Genomic DNA, 18035 nt, shown 5'->3' with positions numbered 1-18035 from the left:
ACCCGACCGAATTATGACCTCGCCGTCCGTCGAACCGATATGGACGCTCCTGAGAGAGACGACACTCGAGACGCGATCCTCGATTGCCTCGGTTCGTTCCCCGACCGACCCGATCCGGCCGTCGAAACCATCTCGGTCATGACCGCCGACGGCTTCGAGCGCCGACTCCTCGAGTACGCCGTCGAACCGGACGAACGGAGTCGAGCGTATCTACTCGTCCCCGACGATATCGACGGGCAGCGGCCCGGAATTCTCGCCGTGCACCCGCACGCGGGCGAGTTCGACGTCGGGAAATCGGATCCCGCCGGGCTGAGCGAGACGGAGCCGTACCACTACGGCGCCGAACTCTGCCGGCGCGGGTACGTCGTCTGCTGTCCGGACCTGCTCGCCTTCGAGGACCGACGGCCGTCCGAGCGCGAACGAGCGGCCGGGACGGCGCCCACGGGTGCCGACTACGAGAAGTTCGTCGCGATGGATCGCCTGCTACGCGGCTCTTCGCTCCAGACGAAGTACCTCTCGGATCTCGTCGCCACGCTCGACGTCCTCACGGCCCACGACCAGGTCACCTCCGAGGCGTTGGGCGTGATCGGCCACTCGCTGGGCGGTCAGGAAGCCGCCTGGCTCTCGTGGTTCGATGATCGCATCGACGCCGCGGTCGTCTCGAGCGGTGTGGCCAAACTCGCCGCCGTCCAGCGCGAGCAAATCACCCACAACTTCGCGCTCTACGTGCCCGACCTCCTGACGGTTGGTGACATGAAAGACGTCTTAGCGGACATCGCGCCGCGCTCACTGCTGGTTACCCACGGCACCGACGATCACATCTTCCCGCCCGAATCGGTCCGCGACCTCGCCGACGTCGTCTCCGAGGCCTACGCCGATGCTGATGCCCTGGAGCGATTCGAGACGCTGTTTTTCGACGGCGGTCACGAGTTCTCCACGGAAGTCCGCTCGAGTTCCTACGACTGGTTGGATCAGCAACTCGGTCGGTAGCACTGGGGATATCTCGGTGAGAACTCTGTTTTTATCGGTGTCGGTCGGTTGACTCGAGTGGGAGTGGCTCGAGAACGAGCACTGCGCCGATTTCAGATCTCGAAATGTAACGTTCCACAGTCATATCGGAATAAGCAGTAAGTAATAAATTTGGTACTCAAGAGAGTATGAGATATAGCGAGTCGAAACAGAGATACGAGAGCCCGAAATTTGCTCACCCCCAGAACCCGAGTCAAAGCGCTTCTTAGTCCAATAACACGGCGGTCGCATTCCGATCACCAGATTCAAGAGATATTGCGCCATATGATTACCCAACTGTCGAATTCCTAGCCAAATAAGACGAAATAGATTGTGCACAGCGCCTTTTGGCGTCCATGAAGTCACTAGTTCGAGAAATATCCGTACATATACAATTTCTCATGCTGGAGAGACCACTACATATAAGATAATAGGTTATTAGAAGAAATAATCAAAAGTACATAATGAGTAGTGGCATCACGAAAAGAAAGGCGTCGTTGTACTCTCGCTTTCCGACAAGTACGTGATAGCGATATGAAAGACACTACTCGTCTCGTTCTCAGTTAAAAGTTGACGTTCGGCAGCAGTCGATACAACGCCGCTACACTGCGGTTACTCGTCGTCGGTCTCGAGTTCGAACTGTTCGTTCTCCGAGACGGCATTGAGAACGATACTCGTGTTCGACTGATTGATGTCGGGATCGGTGATCAGTTGCTTGATCTGGTCGTTCATGTCGTCAGTGTCTTTGAACTTGCCGATCGCGATGATGTCGTAGTCACCGGTGACCTCGTAGACCGAGATCATCTGATCGTGGTCCTTCAGCGTCTCGGTGATTTTCGGTAGCGCGTTCCCCTCGCCTTTGAGCTGCATGACCGCGGTGACGTCGTAGCCGAGCGCGTCGTAGTCGATGATGGGCGTGTACCCCTGAATGACCCCCTCGTCCTCGAGGGCGGAGAGGTGGTTCGAGATGGTCGTGACGGAGACGTCGAGCTCTTCGGCGAGGCTCCGAAGGCTTGCACGTCCATCGTTCAATAGTTCGTTCACTAAGTCTTCATCCAAGTTTTCGTAGGCCATTGTAGGGTATGAACTACTCCTTATACTAGGAGTTTTCGAATATCCAGTTTCGATCCCAGCGGTGGAACGGTTTTCACCCAATCGGGCGCAATACGGTATTTCAGAGTCAATAGGCGGGCGCTGGAACCCGGCAAGCCCCTGATATCACGCTGTTTTGAGGTAGTACTGGTTCCTTCAGAGACACGATACCGTGGACCTAGGCCCTCGAATTACCCGTTACAGAACATAGATGGGATTTTATATAACAGGGGCGAGACTAGAGAAGTATGTACGATCTCACGGGATTCCAGCGTGACCTGTTGTACGTGATCGCCGGTCAGGAGGAACCGCACGGACTCGCTATCAAGGAGGAACTCGAGAACTACTACGAGAAGGAAATCCACCACGGCCGTCTCTATCCGAACCTGGATACGCTCGTCGACAAGGGACTGGTCGAGAAGGGGACCAAGGACCGACGGACCAACGTCTACTCGGTCACGCGACGCGGCACGCGAGAACTCGAGGCGCGACGAGACTGGGAGAATCAGTACGTCGATCTCGACTGAGCCGTTCGAATCGACCGCCGACAACCGCAAAGACCGCCAGCTCCGTCAGTAGCTGAGGGTAACCGAACGATCCTACTGTTCGCCGGACCGGCGTCGCTCCTCGAGGACGAGTTCGGCGACCCGCTCTGGCTGCTCGCTCGCCAGGCGGAGCACCGCATCGTGAATTTCGCGGGTTTCCTCGTCGAGCACCTCCGCTTGGGCGAGCGTCGGGAGGATCGTCGTCCGAATCGCGTTCTCGAATGCGGCGACCGTCTCGGTGCGAGCGTAGAACGGCTTCTGTTTGACCGCGCTGTATTCGAACGCCGGCCCCGTCTCCGCGGGCGAGACCGCATCGGCGGTCTCCGATTCGGACTCGGGGTCTGCGGATTCGCTGCGGTCAACGGGCGAGTCCGCGGCCGACTCATCGCTCGTACTCGAGTCGGGAGTCGCTACCGCCGACGATTCGTCGGGCGTCTCCGCCGAGTTAGCGGTCGGCGTATCCGCGGAATCGGTCGTCGACTGGTCGTCGCTTGTGGATTCAGTATCGGACGTCTCAGGGCCGTTTTCGGTCGTTTTCGGGTCGTCCTCAAACGACGTCGGATCGTCCGATTCGGTCGACTCCGTCTCGGTTTCTTTCAGATCGTCGAACGGATTGCTCATCGATCGATCCCTCCGGCGGCGACGATTTCGGCGAGCTGTTCGTAGCAGGGAATCTGGTCGTTCTCCGGGTCGTAATCCTGGAGCGGTTGATTGTGCTGTAAGGATCGCGACAGCGCCGACCGGTGACGGATGCCCGGCTTCGGCGCGCTCATCTCGCCGGCGTCGATCGCATCGAACTCCTCGGCCGTGATCCGGGCGAACTCCGGTACCGCCTCCTGGAGGGGCTGTCCGGGATTGACCTCGTAGGTCGCCGTGTTCAGGTTCTCGATGAGTTCCCGATCCTCGGTCTGTTGGTCGATCCGATCGGAGAGCTTGTTCGGGACGACGGCGAGGACGTCGACGTCGATATACTCTCGAGCCGGCTCGATCAGCCGCTCCATCGTTCGCTTGTAGCCGCCGATCGCGCTCGAACCCGGTTCGATCGGGATCACGACGTTCCCGGTGGCGACGAGGGCGTTGTTGTTGAGCATCCCCGGATACGCCGGGCAGTCGAAGACCACGTACTCGTACTCGTCGCCCAGCAGCGGATCGACGATCTTCGACTTGATCCGCGCCGATCCCTGCATCGCGCCCGCGAGGTCTTTCTCGACATCCTCGAGGGTATCCGACGACGGGAGGAGATCGAACCCGTGGTCGGTCGGTCGGATCAGGTCGTGGGGGGTCGCCGTCCCCTCGAGGATGACGTCCCCGAGATTGATCTCTCCCTGGTATGCATCCTCGAAGCCGAGCCCGTTCGTCGCGTGACCGTTCGGGTCGAGGTCAGCGTAGAGGGTCGGTCCGCGCTCGGCGAGCTGGCGCGCGAGATTCATCGAGGTCGTTGATTTGCCGACGCCGCCTTTTAGGATGACCACGCTTACAGCGCGTGGCTCGGACGTTGTATCGTTCATTGTCACGTTCACCCGCTGAGAGAATCTGAATAGGGACCTATTGTTCCGAATTGTCCTATTTCAGCTGGTGAAAGTTAGATTCTACTACAGAACCTTAACTCTACCTACTGGAGATAAGGTAAGTGCAATAGGCACAATAGCTTGGGCAGGTACAGTAGTCCAAACATCTGCAGCAGTTACAACAGCTACAATAGGTAAAATAGGAACAGAGCCGATTGTAGTCGAGGTAGCTATTGTCGGAAGAGTCCGTTCAAGATGGCAGTAATGAACCGCCTCGAGGCTTGGTCGCGAGGCTACCTCCCGTGGTTTGGTCTGACACACTCATTAGACCATCGACAAGGTGGTCTCGAACGATCGGTTGGGTCGCAGCCGAGCTGTCTACAAGCCCCGATGCCTGCCGTCGTCGTCCGAAAATTGGAGATGTTCGTGACCAGTAAACTCGGAAGGGAAGATAATCGGAAGAAGACGGAGAGGTAGACGGACGGAAATGGTGGAACGCCCTCCCCCCCACAATTTCCAGTAAAGTGCACGAGAGAACCACGTAGCGAGAAAACTCTAAATAAGAATACATACCGATTACGTTTGAGCTGGTCCGTAGTAGGGTTATTCTCAGAAATCATCACCCCGTCTTCCGTGAATTAAAGTGGTGCTATGACTTGAAAGACCTGCACCGGTCGTTTTACTGCAAATTGTGGGGGAAGAGCGAGAGCTACGATCCCTAAAACAGGCGGTCTCGAGTCATACAAACGGAGCAACGAATATTGCAAAGAGAGGGTTGGGTAAGGATATCATGGACTCACCATACATTGACGACGACCCATTCCCGTATCGTTTCAACGGTGAGTTTTTCGAGCTCGTGCGTGAACGGGCCATTTCGAACTAGTCGATCCTCTCGAGCGAACTGGAACTCTCGGAGAGAAGGAGTCGCTGGAGAAGGGTGGGTAATGAAGGAGACACCCCCACCCCGTGTGCGAGATGAAATCGGTGAGAAGGAGGGAAGGCCATCGGTTGAAGTTGGAACAGGTGAAACCAGCAAGAGCGGCTGAGTGACGTCCATAGCGGCTATAAACTGGCGGGAACTCTCTAGATTAAGAACTCGTCTGGGAAATAGCTACTAATGTCCTTACGTATTATTAACTAATGGTATGTGATTAATAACCAGTCCTAGTTGCAGTGCGGTTACTGTTTCTAGACTATGCTAATAAATCTTCCCTAGTATATAGAGATATTCTCATATCTGGTGTAGAGTCCTTTTTACCCTGGTATTCCCGGATATCCGCCGTTTCCAGCGCTGACACCCCATCCCCCCTCCCCCCACCCTCAAGCCGATTTCATTTCGCACACGGGGGGAGGGGGTTCACTCCCCTTCCCCATAACTGTGTTTTCCCCTCTCGTCTGTTGTTCTCCCCGTGTGATCAACTCTCGAATTCAGTCCGATCAGTTGCGACCGATTTCATTTCGCACACGGGGTGTCTCGATCCACACTTAGCCCCGGTTTGATTTCGCCCACGGTTCTCGATACTATCTAACTCTCCACGGAGAGAACCCCTTTACCGCGGGATTCCTCTATATTTGACATCGCACACGGTATCCCACATTTATTTATGGGCTGGGCGTCACTCCGATACTATGGCTGATGGCAACGACCAACAGTCTCTCTCGCAGTCTATCAAAGGTCGTCTTCAGGAGGGGGTACAAAACTCCGTCTTTCGAGAGAAGGCGTTGCTCGATCCCGACACCGTTATCGATGAGGATCGAATCGTCGGTCGTGATCAACAACTGGACGATATCATTACGTATCTCCGGCCGATCCTCCAGAGCAATCGCCCGCCGAACATGCTTCTCTACGGTCCGTCAGGAACCGGAAAGTCGCTGATCATCAACGCCGTCTGCGAACAGGTTTCCGATCTCGCGACGGCCCAGGATATCCAGTTCGGCGTCGTCCAGATCAACTGTCAGACGATCAAATCCCACGACCGTGCTGTTTACCGACTCGTCGAAAACGCAGCGGCCGAAGCCGGCGTCGCAGCCGAGATTCCCGAGAGCGGCATCTCCACCGATCAGAAACTCCGTCGGTTCTACGAACTGCTGAGCGAGTACTTCGATTCAGTGATCATCATCCTCGACGAGGTCGATCTCCTCGTCGGCCGACAGCGGGATCCGAACGACGAACCCGCCTACTCGAAACTCCTCTATCAACTCTCTCGAGCCTCGCAACTCGGTCGAATCGAGGGCGATATCTCCGTCGCCGCGCTGACGAACGATCCGCGATTCATGGAGAATCTCGACGGCCGAGCGGAGAGTTCGTTCAATCCGCAGGACGTGGTCTTTCCGGACTACGACGCGAACCAGCTGCAGGCGATCCTGGACCGACGCCGCGACGCGTATCGCGACGACGTCCTCGAGGACGGGATCATCCCGCTCAGCTCCGCGTTTGCGGCCCAGGATCACGGGGACGCCCGGAAAGCGATCGATCTCTTCCGAAAAGCGGGCGAACTGGCGGATCGGCAGGGCGAGGAGACGGTTCGCGAGGAGCACGTTCGCGACGCACAGAAGGAAGCCGAGCGCGATCGAACGCTCACGCAGATGCAGGGACTTTCGACCCAAAAGAAACTCTCCCTCTATGCGACGGCGATCGTTCCGGTCTATTCGAACCGGAATCTCAACGCTGTCCCCAGCACCGTGGCGTTCCGCCTCTATCAGTATATCGCGGAGCTCCTGGATGCAGACCAGAAATCACGCGACTCGTATCTCCGGTATATGACCGAAGCAGAGACGTACAACTTCGTCACGTCGGAGAAGCGCGGCCGCGGCTACGGAAGTGGCGTCCACAAGGAGTACACCTTCGTGGACGACCCGTCGGTGGTCGCGGAAACGCTGCAGGAGGATATTCGCCTCGAGGAGATCGAGAACAACGAGGAACTGATCGAGTCCGTCGTCAATGCGCAGATCAACGACTTCTTCGAAGGGAACTGACTGCTGTCGGCTGTCGGCTGACCAGCGGTCTTTCTATTCTCACAGCGGTCCCAGCTCTCTTCCAGTAGCCAGCGATGATGGATAATCTGATTCATATCGCACACGGGGCCTCACTTAAGCGAGTTCCAGAATTCATATCGCACACGGGGTCTCACCCGTTCGACCGCAGCTAATTCATATCGCACACGGAGTCTCATCCCTACTCCCACAGCTAACCTACAACCACAGCTAATTCATATCGCACACGGGGTCTCACCCGTTCGACCGCAGCTACTCATCCGGTTGACCGCAGCTAATTCATATCGCACATGGGGTGAGGGTGGGAAACGAGTTCACTCTGTCTACGTATGCACTAATCGCTCGGCAAGCGCGTTGGAAGCGGTGCCGAGAAAACGTTAAATTCCAGCGGAGAAACGCACAACTCGAGTGGTACTGTACGTCGAATCTGGCTGATCTGCGGCTCACTGCGATCCATACCGCCGGAATCGTTGGAATGCTTACCGAGGATCGATAGACGGATTCCGATCTATCGAACTTAGTCCACCCTTTTCTCCCTTCACTTTGTTTTGCCGGTAGGGTAACACTATCTTGTTGACATCACTATCTTCAGTAGGAACCTATTGTACCTATTCTATATGCCCTTCCTATTGCCACTCCTGGAGCTATTCTGGCTGACCTACCTATTCTTCTTATTTCTTTTTCGAGAGTGCCTTCTTAACCTGGCGGTGGGGGACTCGAACGCGGCAGTTTTAGCTAAACGTCCAGAAGAGCCCATCGCCGAGCACTCGAGTTCGTGGCGATGGTGGAAGACGTTGGGAGTACGACTGAACGTCCCCGTACGGATTCGCTGCAGCCTGGACAGAGCGCGTCAGGAACGCGGCTGGACGGTCGCACAACAGGAACTCGCCGAGGTATCCAACACGTCGTCGAATACGATTCGATCATACAGGGGCATACTTGTCAAACTCCTCAAAGAGCAGCTGGTTGTGACGCCAGAAGAGTGGCCCGAACACGCGTTACTGCATCGCTGTAAACTGTAATCGAGAAGCGCTACGTCACGCACTTCAAACCGCACCAACGGTGATATCATCGGATGCTGTCTCAGTACGTTTGTGGTGGCTGCTCGAGTATCTCGAAGATCTCTTTCGCACGGTATTCCTTGTTGCGCGCTTTGCCCGTAACTTCCTCGAGGACACCCTCGTCTTCTAGGGTGTCGATCGCACGGTACGCGGTTGATCGCTCAATATTGAGCCTATCCGCGGCTGTTTTGGTCGTTACGTACGGCTGTTCAAAGAGACTGCACGCTAAGCGATTCTTCGCGTACTGGACGCCCCGTACTCTTCCTCGTAGCTGCGACGCAGTTCGTCTAGTGCCAGCGTTCGAGTAACAGACCCTTCCGCTTGCTGGGCAACTCCTTTCACGAAAAACGAGATCCATTCTTCCTAGTCGCCGCGAGATCGGACAGCGCCCATGCGGTCGACGTACGCGGCCTTGTTCCGATTGAAGTATTCGCTGAGATAGAGATTCGGACGCTCGAGGAGACCACTATCGTACAGTTGAAGTGTGATGAGAAGGCGGCCGAGTCGCCCATTCCCGTCACCGTACGGGTGGATCGTTTTAAACTGGTAGTGGAAGAGCGCGATGTCTACGAGTGTACCGCCGGTCGGTAGTATGTTATGAGATAAACAGGCGCAAAACCTCGCCGTTTACGGCGGAGATACGCGCTGACACTGGATGACATAAACTGCCAACAGTAGCATTGATGGATATTCTATGTCGGTCGGAACTATTAAAATACCAACTTTCGTAATCAGTTATAAAGATAGAAAAATGAGCCGAACTGTCCGAACATTCGAGGCCACTATCACGAACCAGCGACAGGTTCGTGACGACCTCGACCAACTCGGATGGGCCGCCTCAAAACTCTGGAATGTCGGTCGCTACTACACACAAGAACAGTGGGACGAAACAGGCGAGATTCCCGATGACGGGGAACTCAAATCCGAACTCAAAAGCCACGAACGCTACACGGACTTACATTCTCAATCCAGTCAGCGCGTTCTCGAAGAACTCGCTGAAGCGTTCAACGGCTGGTTCGGTAAGCGTCGGAACGGCGACGAGCGTGCCCGACCGCCCGGCTACCGCAAAAACGGAAACTCCCACCCACGTTCGACCGTGACGTTCAAAACGGCTGGTTTCAAGCACGACGCACAGTTTACCCGTATCCGTCTCTCGAAAGGTCGCAATCTCAAAGAACACCGTTCGGACTTCATCCTATGCGAGTACCAGACTCGCCCCGATATTGACCTGACCGAGTGGGACATTCAACAAGTTCGCGCCGTCTATAAACGCGACGAGTGGCGACTTCAATTCGTCTGTCGCACTACCATCGACCCGGACCCACCGGGCGACAAGGTAGCTGGTGTTGACCTCGGGATTTGCAACTTCGCCGCCGTCTCGTTCGGCGGTGAATCCCTGTTGTACCCCGGTGGAGCACTCAAAGAGGACGAATACTACTTTGCGAAGAAGAAAGCCAAGTGCGACGATTCCTCGTCCCGAGAGGCAACTCGTCTCGACCGGAAGCGAACGGGTCGTCGAGCACACTTCTTGCACGCCCTTTCGAAATCAATCGTGGAGGAGTGTGTCGAACGTGGTGTCGGGACGCTTGTCGTTGGAGACCTTAGTGGCATCCGAGAAGATGACGAGAACGGCGAATCTCGGAATTGGGGCGACCACGGTAACTTGGATTTGCATGGGTGGGCGTTCGACCGTTTCACGACGCTTCTCGACTACAAGGCGGAATCCGAAGGTATCGACGTGGTGTTGGTGTCGGAACGCGATACGTCCAAGTCGTGTTCGTCGTGCGGTCACACAGACGACAATCAGCGCGTGGAACGTGGACTATATGTCTGCGAGGAATGTGACACGGTTTCAAACGCGGACGTGAATGGCGCTGAAAACATTCGACAAAAGGTACTCCCGAATCTCGCCACGGATGGCGGCGATAGGGATAACGGCTGGTTGGCACAGCCAACGGTTCACCTGTTCGACCGTAGTGGAGGACGTTTCGCCCCACGAGAACAGGCCGTGAACCGCGAACCGTAATATCCCAACGGCGGTCGGGAATCCTCGCCCTTTAGGGCGGGGAGGATGTCAACAAAGCGTCCATCAACCCGTCAACTTCGCCCGGAACTGGTGGTAGAAAATTTCCGAGGTGGTTTGGAACCGCTTTGTAGGCACCGATCGTATCAGTATCGACACGGTCGTCCGGAACGTCCGTGAGTAGCGTCTCGTGGAGTTCGTGAAGGAGCGAAATGGAAATCTCTCCGCCACTGTCGAGCATCTCAATACCGTCTTCGACGGCCTGTTCGTAGTTGAGGACTTCCTGTGTGTCTTTCGTATCTGCTTCACTCGACCGTTCGATAGAATATCTGTCCTCGCCTTCGTCGAGACTGCGGGTTTCGAGGCTGTAGAGCGCGTTGTAGTCGACATCAGCGCCCTCGATCTCGGTCGATTCCATCGCTTCTTTCCGTAGCAGCGAAGTGTAGAGGACCGACGGAACATTGAGTTCGAGACTGACACCGCTGAGTTTGCCGAGCCAAAACGTAGCGTCGGCGAGCAGGTCGTAGAAGTCCGAATCTAACGCGAGGTCACCTGAGGGTGGGAGTGGATCTGGCCTGTAGTACGACTCTCTCCCGTAGGAAATGCGTTTCCCAGGTGCCGTCTCTTGAATCTCGGATCTCTCCATGCACGTAATTCCTCTATTCTACTCACGTAGTTGAATCTAGTTGTCCCAAATGCAAACAGCGATCTTAGAAGAGGGCTTCGTTGTGTATCAGTAGACTGTGTGCAATCACAGTTAGTGTCGAGTTGTAGCCCTTGCAGGATGCCGTGTCTGCGAACGGTGCTGTTTCGTTACACGTGAAATGTGAGGCAGTACGATTTCGTGCTGGCCGATGGCAAAAACTGACCGCTTCAACGGAGTAGCGACTGGATTGATTTGAGTTTTGTGGAGTTCTTAACATCCGGTATCGTCCGGATCACGGCACTGTCTAGTTTAGCACCTCCGCTGGCGGTTGCTTATTGAGTGACTGGTGTGATCGCTGTGTGTTATAGTAATGGACAAACTGTTCAAGCCATTCTCTGGCGCTCGCTCGACTACTGACCCACGAGTTATGGAAGGGTTCAACTCGCATTTTGAGGGTCTGAAACCACTTCTCGATGTGGTTTCGATTGACAGAGTTGAGGTGATCGCTCAATCCCAATCGAGGGAGGGCAGTCAGATATCCAGCACCGTCAACGAGAAACTCAGCCCGGAGAGATCGTGTTTCCCGGTGAGTCCATACAGAAATGCAGCAGCTGGATCAGTGTCACGTCGTTCAAAGAGTGAGACGCCGAGGACGAGTTTCGTGTCGAGGTCTATTGCAGCACACATCCAAGATTAGTCGCCGTTGATCTTGACAGCGGGTTCATCTATCGCGACCTGCGACAGCGAAGCCATCGGTGGGTCTGGCACGCCGTCAGCAAGCCGATGTACCCAGTGCTAGACCGCTTGATGAGAGCGTTCAACGCCGAGTGAATTACGAATCGCTTCTGTCTCTCGAAGCGAACAATCAGTCGCGTGGAGCCGGACGGCGAACGCCCTGACGCAATCGCCGTCCGCTCATGCTCCCCATATTCATTCCGCCGCGTAGCTCTCGCTGAGCAGGTCTGCGAGCATTGGCTCAAACAAACTCTACGAGCTGCTCACTTCTCAAACTGGTCTAACTAGACGGTACCCAGTTAGTTCTCCTATTCGACGTAGTGAACCTAGGACAGGGAGCAGCCACTATCAGGTCCTCCTCGAGACCAGCGAGGCACAGGACGAAGTTTCGGAGGTCGCTGGTACCGGTTTCAGATACCGCCAGTGGCGTGAACGCCGAGATCCTAGTCCGCGTCGCGGAGTTCACCGAGCGAGTCGAACTGCAGAGCGATGTGCCGATCCCGGAAGAGGCGTTCACAGCGCTAAGCCAGCGCGTGTTGGAAGAGTCGGTCGAGGACTTCGACCGGGCGATCTTCCTCGCTGGTGCGCCGGCACAGTCAGAGGAGCAACAGGGAGATGTTATCGGCGTTGCTACCACCGAAGAGCAGAAGACGGAACTCGAGGAGGCTGACGTTGATCTGATGAAGGAGTCCGGGGCCGTCGGCGGGATGACAGGTTCGCTTGTGAACGCGTGCCACCAGGCGGATGTACCGGCCGTGTTGTTGCTTGTCCAGGCGGATCCACGGCTTCCGGATCCCGCTGCGGCACGGTCCGTGATCGAGACAGCGCTCGAACCGCTAGTCGAGTTCGATATCGATGAGTTACAGGAGCAGGCGGAGGAGATCCAGCGGCAGAAACAGCAGGTCGCACAGCAGTTGCAGCAAGTCCAAGAGCAGGAGGAGGAACCGATGCAGGCGCGGAGCATGTTCCGGTAGCCCATCACGCCATCGGGGTAGCCATCAGTAGCGTGGCATGTGTGTTGCTCAGACCTTCCGGAAATCGGTCGTTCCGCATTGTCTGACCGGTTGAGCCTACTTTTCGGATGGTATGGTCACCCGGAGTTCGTCGTCCACCGCGTAGAAGTAGCCGCGATTGAGGAGCCGTGTCAGCGCATATTCGGCATCGTCGGGTTCGAGCGCTAGGTCTTCGTCCGCACAGAGTACGTCGACGGCCTGGCCGCGGCTGATCGCTGGCATCCCGCTTTGGCTGCTATCGGCCGCGTTCTCCGTGATATCGGTCTCGAGCGCGGTGTAGGCGTCCGTCACCCAGTCGGGAAGCGGGGGACGTGGATCGTCGACCATGGCCATCTATCAGATTACCTCTATGTGGCAGTTCAACTCTGTCCGTTTTAACTCTATTCCCGTCTCGAAAACGAGAACATTCGCTGCCACTGTCCACTAATATCTTCTCTTGTCCAGTGCTAACTACCACCAAAGTATAACGCGCTGTACTGCGTATCCATCTACATGTCGGAGAAGGAACGCGGCGGCAAGCGACTCAATCGTGGTGACGACGCTACCGATACCCAGACCGGTCAGACGATCATCGGTGATGGCGGCGTTCAGACCGGCGACGACGGTCAACGGAAGCTAGAAGGTGTGCTCCGTGCGTTGCTGAATCAGCGCCGCCGGTACACCCTGTACTTCTTGCAGGAGAACGAAGTCAGCGATCTCGATGAACTGACAAAGCACGTTGCTGCGATGGAACAGGGGGCGGACCCAGTTGCCGAGTCCGTCCAGATTGACCAGGTGCGAACGTCGTTAGTGCATTCCGATCTCCCGAAGTTAGCGGAAAACGGGCTTGTCGAATTCGATCGCCGTAGCGAAGCCGTGCGATACTCACGGCCACCCGAACTTCTCGATAAGATGCTCCGTCTCTGCGCCAATTTCGATGATCCTGCAGTGAGATGACGGTATCGTTGTTGTGAGGATGGTTGACGGAAATTTCAGACAGAAAATCGAACTGGCGTGTTGCTTTAAGACTCTCGATCAACCGATAGACAGGTACTGGGTCTTATTGATCGAATCCGTCTCCGGATCGCTGACGCGTTGATCAGCGGTGTTCTAACGGCTTTCATTGCTGCGTTCGTCTCCAGATTGGTGGACGTCGAGATGGCTAGAAATTGATATCCCCCCCGTCCTTTAGGGCGGGGCTTTCTCCTCTATTTCCGTAAGAATGTTCCCACTGCGGTAGTCAAAGCTCAGGAACTCCTCTCTCCCTGCGGAAGCTGACTAAACGTTGGCCGAAGAGACTTCGACCGTTCCCTCTCCGCGGACAACAACAGAATATCCGGCGTACTGGAACTCAACGCTGGAAACAGCACCGGAATCAGACGTAAACAGATCGTTCAGTGCCTCCGAATCGATCGCGTTGTAGAGCGGCGGCAGATCAATACGGTCGACACCTTCCGCCTCGGCAACGGCGGAGACAACCGCATACACGGGAGTCTTCTCAGAACCAGCCTCCCATTCGACAGTCGTGGATACGGTCTCGGTAGCTGAAGAGTCGCTCGCATTGATCGGTGTGTCCATCATTCGCATGGCCAGTAATCCACTATCCTGGCATAAAAGAATTCCCAAAGTCTGACGGATTCCACACAGTCGTTCATGTTTGATAGGGTACTGCCAATCATTTTAACCAATTAATAGTCGTGTTTCCTGATATGTACAATCTGACTGGCTTCCAGCGCGACGACACTATCGTAACACCTTTGCTGACGGTTGTTTGTTGAGTGACTGGTGTGTCCGTTGTATATTGTAGTAATGTATGTACCATCCAAGATATTTGCGGACGCTCGCTCAATTGCTCACCCACGAGTTGGGGAAGCGGCCGACACGCACTTTGAGGGTGTGAAGCCACCTTTCAATCGGGTTTCCCCCAACGTAGTTGAGCCGACTTCTTAATTCTAACCGAGCGAGAGCAGTTAAATAGCCGTAGCCTCCGATATGAAACGCAACCTCGGAGAGATCGTGTTTCTCGGTGAGTTTGTGCACAAATGCAGCGGCTGGATCGGTGCCTCGTTGTCCACAGCTGCGACATCAAGAATCAACCGCGAGTCGAGATGAATTGCATTATGTGACCAAGACCAGTCTCCGATAATCTTGACAGATATCTCATCAATAGCGACCCCACGACGGCGTCGCCGTCCGCAGAACGCGTCGCGTTCCGCTGTCGAGGCGAATCGAAGATTCGCCGACCATTGGAGCGCACCGCTCCAAGTGGCCGCACGAGAGCGAAGCACTCGTGGACGCCGGCGGGTCTGACACGCTGTCAGCCAGCCGATGTATCCAGTGCCAGATGGCTTGATGAGAGCGTTCAACGCCGAGTAAGCGAAGAGTCACTTGTGTTTCTCGAAGCGAATAACCGGCCGCGTGAAGGCGGACGGCGAACACCCTGACGCAATCGCCGTCTGCTCACGCTCCCCTCCTTCATCAAACACATGGAGTTCACTATCCTTGGACCACCGGGAGAGAGTCAATCCCTCGCGATTGCTCTCTGGATGCGGCAATCTATGCACGGACAGGCAGGCGTCACGGTGTCGCCCTCAAATGGATGCACTCAACGGCGGCAGTGACCACAGAGCGCCGGTTCCTGTTGGCTCTCGGTTTGTCTCGTCGCGTTTTCTGCTGGAGCGACCCAAGTGGGTCTTGCTGTGGGCCCGCTACTCCCGCTATTGGACCAGTGGACGATCCCGCTCGTGGCCATACTGACGCTAGGCGGCATCGGGCTGTTGGCCGGTTCGTGGACCGGTGCTCCGCGGATGATCAAAACCCTCTCGCAGGACTACTCTTCGTTAGGGCCAAAGCGGTCGATTGCAGCCCTCGTTCCATCGTTCGTTATCGCTCGGGCGGCCGTCTTCCTCGGTGTTCCTGTATCGTTTCATGAGATCCTCGTCAGTGCTATTATTGGAAGTGGATACGCGTCGGAAAACACGCCAGTGAGCGTCCGGAAAATGCGAAACACGACACTAGCATGGGTCGTCTCGTTTTGTCTTTTCCGGAGTCTGTAGCTACGGCGTCACGGCCGTTATAATAGCGCTTTCCTGACGCCCACTGTGGATTCCGCGGCTGCGGCTGTCGATGATGATTTCTGACTGTCGATTTAGCCGAGCACCTTCTCTCTCAATTTCGATATTCGTTGGCTCGACGCCGTGATCGAACAGGTTCTCGGCGTCGGTGCCCTCGAAAATCCGGGCAGCCGATACATTGGCTGCCTTTCCGTGAGGACGTTTACTATCAACGCCAGCAAGCGGTGACCCGTCGAGAGCTCACACTGGGTTTCGTCTCATGATAACAACTCGTTCAGCGTATCGGTCACGCCGAGTTCGTCACAGATCGCCTTGATTACCGGGAGTGGACTGGGACCGAAGTCTTCGATCGCCGCAGTCATATCAGCAGTGACTGCGGTTTCAGCCACTGTGAATTACGCTTCGATCGAAAATTCAGTCGGTCCCTCCGAGAGCGTGCTAACTATCGGATACGCGCTCTGAGGTACGGACTAGACTGCTAATTCCCATAGCTCAAATGGATGGCTCTTCAAGATTGACGTAGACAGTTTTGGATTGCCGGTAGTGATCAAGGGCTTCGACGCCGAGGTCGTTACCGATTCCGGAGTTTTTGAAGCCGGTGTAGGGTCCTTCTGGAAGAATAGGCCCGTACTCGTTGACATAAATGACACCGGCCTCGAGGTCGGAAGCGGCGTTGTGGGCGAGATCTGTGCGTTCGGTGCCGATCCCTGCTGCTAGGCCGTAATCGGTGTCATTAGCAATGGCGATCCCTTCCTCGTAGGTATCGAAGGTCTGGACCGTCTGGACGGGACCGAACACCTCTTCGCGGGCGATCCGCATGTCGTTGTCGACGTCAGTAAACACCGTTGGCTCGTAGTACCAGCCAGCCGCGAGAGTCGGATCATCGGGGGCTTCGCCACCGACAGCAAGCGTCGCCCCCTCGGCGGTCGCGATCTCGACGTATTCTTCGACGGTCTCGTACTGCTCTCGAGTGGTCAACGGTCCCATCGTTGTATCCGAGTCAAGCGGGTCACCGAGTGTGTAGGAGTTCGCTTTTGCGACAAAGCGGTCGACGAACTCGTCGGCAACGTCCTCGTGGACGATCGCCCGAGAGAAGGCGTCACAGATCTCGCCAGTACTGTAATAAATGCCGTCGGCGACGGCGTTGACGACTTTCTCGAGGTCGGCGTCGGGGAAGACGATGAACGGCGACTTTCCGCCTAGTTCGAGCGTGATTGGTGCGATGTGGCTGGCAGCTGCCTCCATCACGTGCTTGCCGACTGCCGTGCTCCCCGTAAAGGATAGCTTACGAACGTTTTCGTGGGCAGTTAGCGCGCTACCGGCCTCCGAACCGTTTCCAGGGGTAACGTTGAGGACGCCGTCGGGCAGGATTTCAGCGGAGAGTTCAGCAATACGGAGCGTCGTCAGCGGTGCGACTGCGGAGGGTTTGAGGACGGTGGCGTTGCCCGCCGCGAGGGCAGGTCCAAGCTTCCAGGCGGCCGACCAAATCGGGAAGTTCCATGGTGTGATCTGGCCGACGACGCCGTAGGGCTCGTACTGGGTGTACGTGTGCAGGTCGTTCCGGGCCGGTATCTGCCGGCCGTCCTGAGCCGGGGACCGACAGAGCGAGGCGTAGTACTCCAGCGTGTCGATCGCTCCCTCGACCTCACCGCGGGCGTCCGACTTCGGTTTCCCCGTATCGAGGCACTCCAGAAGGGTTAGATCTTCTACGTTTTCGCGCAGAACGTCGATCCACTCGAACAACGTCTGAGAGCGCTCGGCTGGTGTCGTTTCGCTCCACACGCTGTCGTAGCCCGCCCAGGCGGCTTCGACAGCTGCGTCAATGTCATCCTCGCGACAGCGCGCCACCGTCGTGATCGGCTCGTCGACGAACGGATCACGCGTCTCGAGGACCTCGTCAGTTCGGTATGAGTCCCCTCCGATCCAAGCGTCGAAGCTACTGATGTCGGTTGCAATTGCGTGTGCCTGTGAGTGGCGATGCGAATCAGCGGTCATAGAGTGAGTATTACCTCTCCATTTTCGACTTTGATCGAATGAGATGGAAGTTGGACCTTTTCTTTCGAAAGACACGTTCCGTCGGTAACATCGTACTCCCAGCCGTGCCACGGACAGTTCAATACCTCTCCTTCTTTACACCAGTCTAGTTCGACCGTCAGCGAGTCGCGATCGAAATCGGCGTCAGACGTGCCCGTGAGTTTCCCTTCGCAGACCGGCCCTGCCTGATGGGCACACCAGTTGGTGTACGCGTGGTACTCACCGTTCACGTGGAACACCGCGATTTCACGGCCTTCGACTTCGACGAGCTTTCGATCTCCGTTTGACAGTTCGTCTTGCGTCGCGATAACGTGCTCTCCCAT

Annotated in this window: 15 protein-coding genes and 4 pseudogenes; 7 read left to right on the top strand and 12 right to left on the bottom strand. The window is 56.1% G+C overall.

All coding sequences use genetic code 11. The features are described from left to right. Nucleotides 1–39: 39 nt before the first annotated feature. A complete protein-coding gene (locus tag HTUR_RS23175; RefSeq protein WP_012945793.1) occupies nucleotides 40–990 on the top strand; it encodes a dienelactone hydrolase family protein in 951 nt (316 codons plus the stop codon). A gap of 630 nt (nucleotides 991–1620) precedes the next feature. Here HTUR_RS23175 and lrp read toward each other — a convergent pair. Continuing rightward, nucleotides 1621–2082: an HTH-type transcriptional regulator Lrp gene (gene lrp / locus HTUR_RS23170; RefSeq protein ID WP_012945792.1), complete on the bottom strand. Its 462-nt coding sequence runs from the start codon at nucleotides 2080–2082 to the stop codon at nucleotides 1621–1623. A 266-nt stretch (nucleotides 2083–2348) separates the two neighbouring features. On the opposite strand from lrp, the gene HTUR_RS23165 reads away from it, so the two are divergent. Then, a complete protein-coding gene (locus tag HTUR_RS23165; protein ID WP_008895851.1) occupies nucleotides 2349–2627 on the top strand; it encodes a PadR family transcriptional regulator in 279 nt (92 codons plus the stop codon). 72 nt (nucleotides 2628–2699) lie between these two features. Here the strand turns inward: HTUR_RS23165 and HTUR_RS23160 are convergent, their stop codons facing one another. After that, nucleotides 2700–3266 carry a hypothetical protein gene (locus tag HTUR_RS23160; RefSeq protein WP_012945791.1) on the bottom strand — a complete coding sequence of 189 codons (567 nt, stop codon included), beginning with the start codon at nucleotides 3264–3266 and terminating at the stop codon, nucleotides 2700–2702. After that, nucleotides 3263–4153: a ParA family protein gene (locus HTUR_RS23155; RefSeq protein WP_012945790.1), complete on the bottom strand. Its 891-nt coding sequence runs from the start codon at nucleotides 4151–4153 to the stop codon at nucleotides 3263–3265. Before HTUR_RS23155 ends, HTUR_RS23160 begins: the two co-directional genes overlap by 4 nt. Before the next feature lie 1629 nt (nucleotides 4154–5782). Here HTUR_RS23155 and HTUR_RS23150 point away from each other — a divergent pair. Continuing rightward, the gene (locus tag HTUR_RS23150) at nucleotides 5783–7129 is read left to right on the top strand and encodes an orc1/cdc6 family replication initiation protein (protein WP_012945789.1); all 1347 of its coding nucleotides are present in this window, start codon (nucleotides 5783–5785) and stop codon (nucleotides 7127–7129) included. Nucleotides 7130–8571: 1442 nt separating this feature from the next. On the opposite strand, the gene HTUR_RS28860 is transcribed toward HTUR_RS23150, so the two are convergent. Continuing rightward, a complete protein-coding gene (locus tag HTUR_RS28860; protein WP_449271839.1) occupies nucleotides 8572–8742 on the bottom strand; it encodes a hypothetical protein in 171 nt (56 codons plus the stop codon). Nucleotides 8743–8959: 217 nt separating this feature from the next. On the opposite strand from HTUR_RS28860, the gene HTUR_RS23140 reads away from it, so the two are divergent. Further along, on the top strand, nucleotides 8960–10234 hold the full coding sequence (locus HTUR_RS23140) for an RNA-guided endonuclease InsQ/TnpB family protein (RefSeq protein WP_012945787.1): 1275 nt from the start codon (nucleotides 8960–8962) through the stop codon (nucleotides 10232–10234). Nucleotides 10235–10265: 31 nt separating this feature from the next. Here the strand turns inward: HTUR_RS23140 and HTUR_RS23135 are convergent, their stop codons facing one another. Then, entirely contained in the window at nucleotides 10266–10877 is a 612-nt protein-coding gene (locus tag HTUR_RS23135) for a Fic/DOC family N-terminal domain-containing protein (protein ID WP_012945786.1), read from the bottom strand. Nucleotides 10878–11181: 304 nt separating this feature from the next. Further along, nucleotides 11182–11849: pseudogene (locus tag HTUR_RS26175) on the bottom strand (IS6 family transposase). 83 nt (nucleotides 11850–11932) lie between these two features. Here HTUR_RS26175 and HTUR_RS23130 point away from each other — a divergent pair. After that, nucleotides 11933–12586 carry a PAC2 family protein gene (locus HTUR_RS23130; protein WP_049942069.1) on the top strand — a complete coding sequence of 218 codons (654 nt, stop codon included), beginning with the start codon at nucleotides 11933–11935 and terminating at the stop codon, nucleotides 12584–12586. A 96-nt stretch (nucleotides 12587–12682) separates the two neighbouring features. Here HTUR_RS23130 and HTUR_RS23125 read toward each other — a convergent pair whose 3' ends face one another. Beyond that, nucleotides 12683–12958: a hypothetical protein gene (locus HTUR_RS23125; protein WP_012945783.1), complete on the bottom strand. Its 276-nt coding sequence runs from the start codon at nucleotides 12956–12958 to the stop codon at nucleotides 12683–12685. 159 nt (nucleotides 12959–13117) lie between these two features. Here HTUR_RS23125 and HTUR_RS23120 point away from each other — a divergent pair, with 159 nt between their 5' ends. Further along, complete coding sequence (locus tag HTUR_RS23120) at nucleotides 13118–13561, top strand: DUF7344 domain-containing protein (protein WP_012945782.1); 444 nt, start codon at nucleotides 13118–13120, stop codon at nucleotides 13559–13561. 321 nt (nucleotides 13562–13882) lie between these two features. On the opposite strand, the gene HTUR_RS23115 is transcribed toward HTUR_RS23120, so the two are convergent. The 3 genes and pseudogenes from HTUR_RS23115 to HTUR_RS28720 form a co-directional block, all read right to left on the bottom strand. Further along, nucleotides 13883–14191 (bottom strand): HalOD1 output domain-containing protein, encoded by a 309-nt coding sequence (locus HTUR_RS23115; RefSeq protein ID WP_012945781.1) that lies wholly within the window; start codon nucleotides 14189–14191, stop codon nucleotides 13883–13885. 156 nt (nucleotides 14192–14347) lie between these two features. After that, nucleotides 14348–14797, bottom strand: a pseudogene (locus tag HTUR_RS28725) (IS6 family transposase); the annotation flags it as partial. A gap of 105 nt (nucleotides 14798–14902) precedes the next feature. Further along, nucleotides 14903–15090: pseudogene (locus tag HTUR_RS28720) on the bottom strand (IS6 family transposase); the annotation flags it as partial. A 140-nt stretch (nucleotides 15091–15230) separates the two neighbouring features. On the opposite strand from HTUR_RS28720, the pseudogene HTUR_RS26165 reads away from it, so the two are divergent. Beyond that, nucleotides 15231–15660: pseudogene (locus HTUR_RS26165) on the top strand (inorganic phosphate transporter); the annotation flags it as partial. 510 nt (nucleotides 15661–16170) lie between these two features. Here HTUR_RS26165 and HTUR_RS23110 read toward each other — a convergent pair. Next, nucleotides 16171–17673, bottom strand: coding sequence for an aldehyde dehydrogenase family protein (locus HTUR_RS23110; RefSeq protein WP_012945779.1), 1503 nt, complete (start codon nucleotides 17671–17673; stop codon nucleotides 16171–16173). Further along, entirely contained in the window at nucleotides 17670–18035 is a 366-nt protein-coding gene (locus HTUR_RS23105) for a Rieske (2Fe-2S) protein (protein WP_012945778.1), read from the bottom strand. The genes HTUR_RS23110 and HTUR_RS23105 overlap by 4 nt, the downstream gene beginning before the upstream one ends.

The sequence above is a fragment of the Haloterrigena turkmenica DSM 5511 genome (genome assembly GCF_000025325.1).
GTDB lineage: Archaea > Halobacteriota > Halobacteria > Halobacteriales > Natrialbaceae > Haloterrigena > Haloterrigena turkmenica.
Note: the sequence above shows the minus strand (reverse complement) of the source record. Positions and strands in the feature narration are given on the sequence as shown.

Excerpts from the sequence above, each read along its gene's own strand:
- HTUR_RS23150 (WP_012945789.1), top strand. The coding sequence starts at position 5,783 with ATGGCTGATGGCAACGACCAACAGTCTCTCTCGCAGTCTATCAAAGGT.
- HTUR_RS23110 (WP_012945779.1), bottom strand. The coding sequence starts at position 17,673 with ATGACCGCTGATTCGCATCGCCACTCACAGGCACACGCAATTGCAACC.
- HTUR_RS23140 (WP_012945787.1), top strand. The coding sequence starts at position 8,960 with ATGAGCCGAACTGTCCGAACATTCGAGGCCACTATCACGAACCAGCGA.
- HTUR_RS23120 (WP_012945782.1), top strand. The coding sequence starts at position 13,118 with ATGTCGGAGAAGGAACGCGGCGGCAAGCGACTCAATCGTGGTGACGAC.
- HTUR_RS23160 (WP_012945791.1), bottom strand. The coding sequence starts at position 3,266 with ATGAGCAATCCGTTCGACGATCTGAAAGAAACCGAGACGGAGTCGACC.
- lrp (WP_012945792.1), bottom strand. The coding sequence starts at position 2,082 with ATGGCCTACGAAAACTTGGATGAAGACTTAGTGAACGAACTATTGAAC.
- HTUR_RS23115 (WP_012945781.1), bottom strand. The coding sequence starts at position 14,191 with ATGCGAATGATGGACACACCGATCAATGCGAGCGACTCTTCAGCTACC.
- HTUR_RS23135 (WP_012945786.1), bottom strand. The coding sequence starts at position 10,877 with ATGGAGAGATCCGAGATTCAAGAGACGGCACCTGGGAAACGCATTTCC.
- HTUR_RS23105 (WP_012945778.1), bottom strand. The coding sequence starts at position 18,035 with ATGGGAGAGCACGTTATCGCGACGCAAGACGAACTGTCAAACGGAGAT.
- HTUR_RS23155 (WP_012945790.1), bottom strand. The coding sequence starts at position 4,153 with ATGAACGATACAACGTCCGAGCCACGCGCTGTAAGCGTGGTCATCCTA.
- HTUR_RS23175 (WP_012945793.1), top strand. The coding sequence starts at position 40 with ATGGACGCTCCTGAGAGAGACGACACTCGAGACGCGATCCTCGATTGC.
- HTUR_RS23165 (WP_008895851.1), top strand. The coding sequence starts at position 2,349 with ATGTACGATCTCACGGGATTCCAGCGTGACCTGTTGTACGTGATCGCC.
- HTUR_RS23125 (WP_012945783.1), bottom strand. The coding sequence starts at position 12,958 with ATGGCCATGGTCGACGATCCACGTCCCCCGCTTCCCGACTGGGTGACG.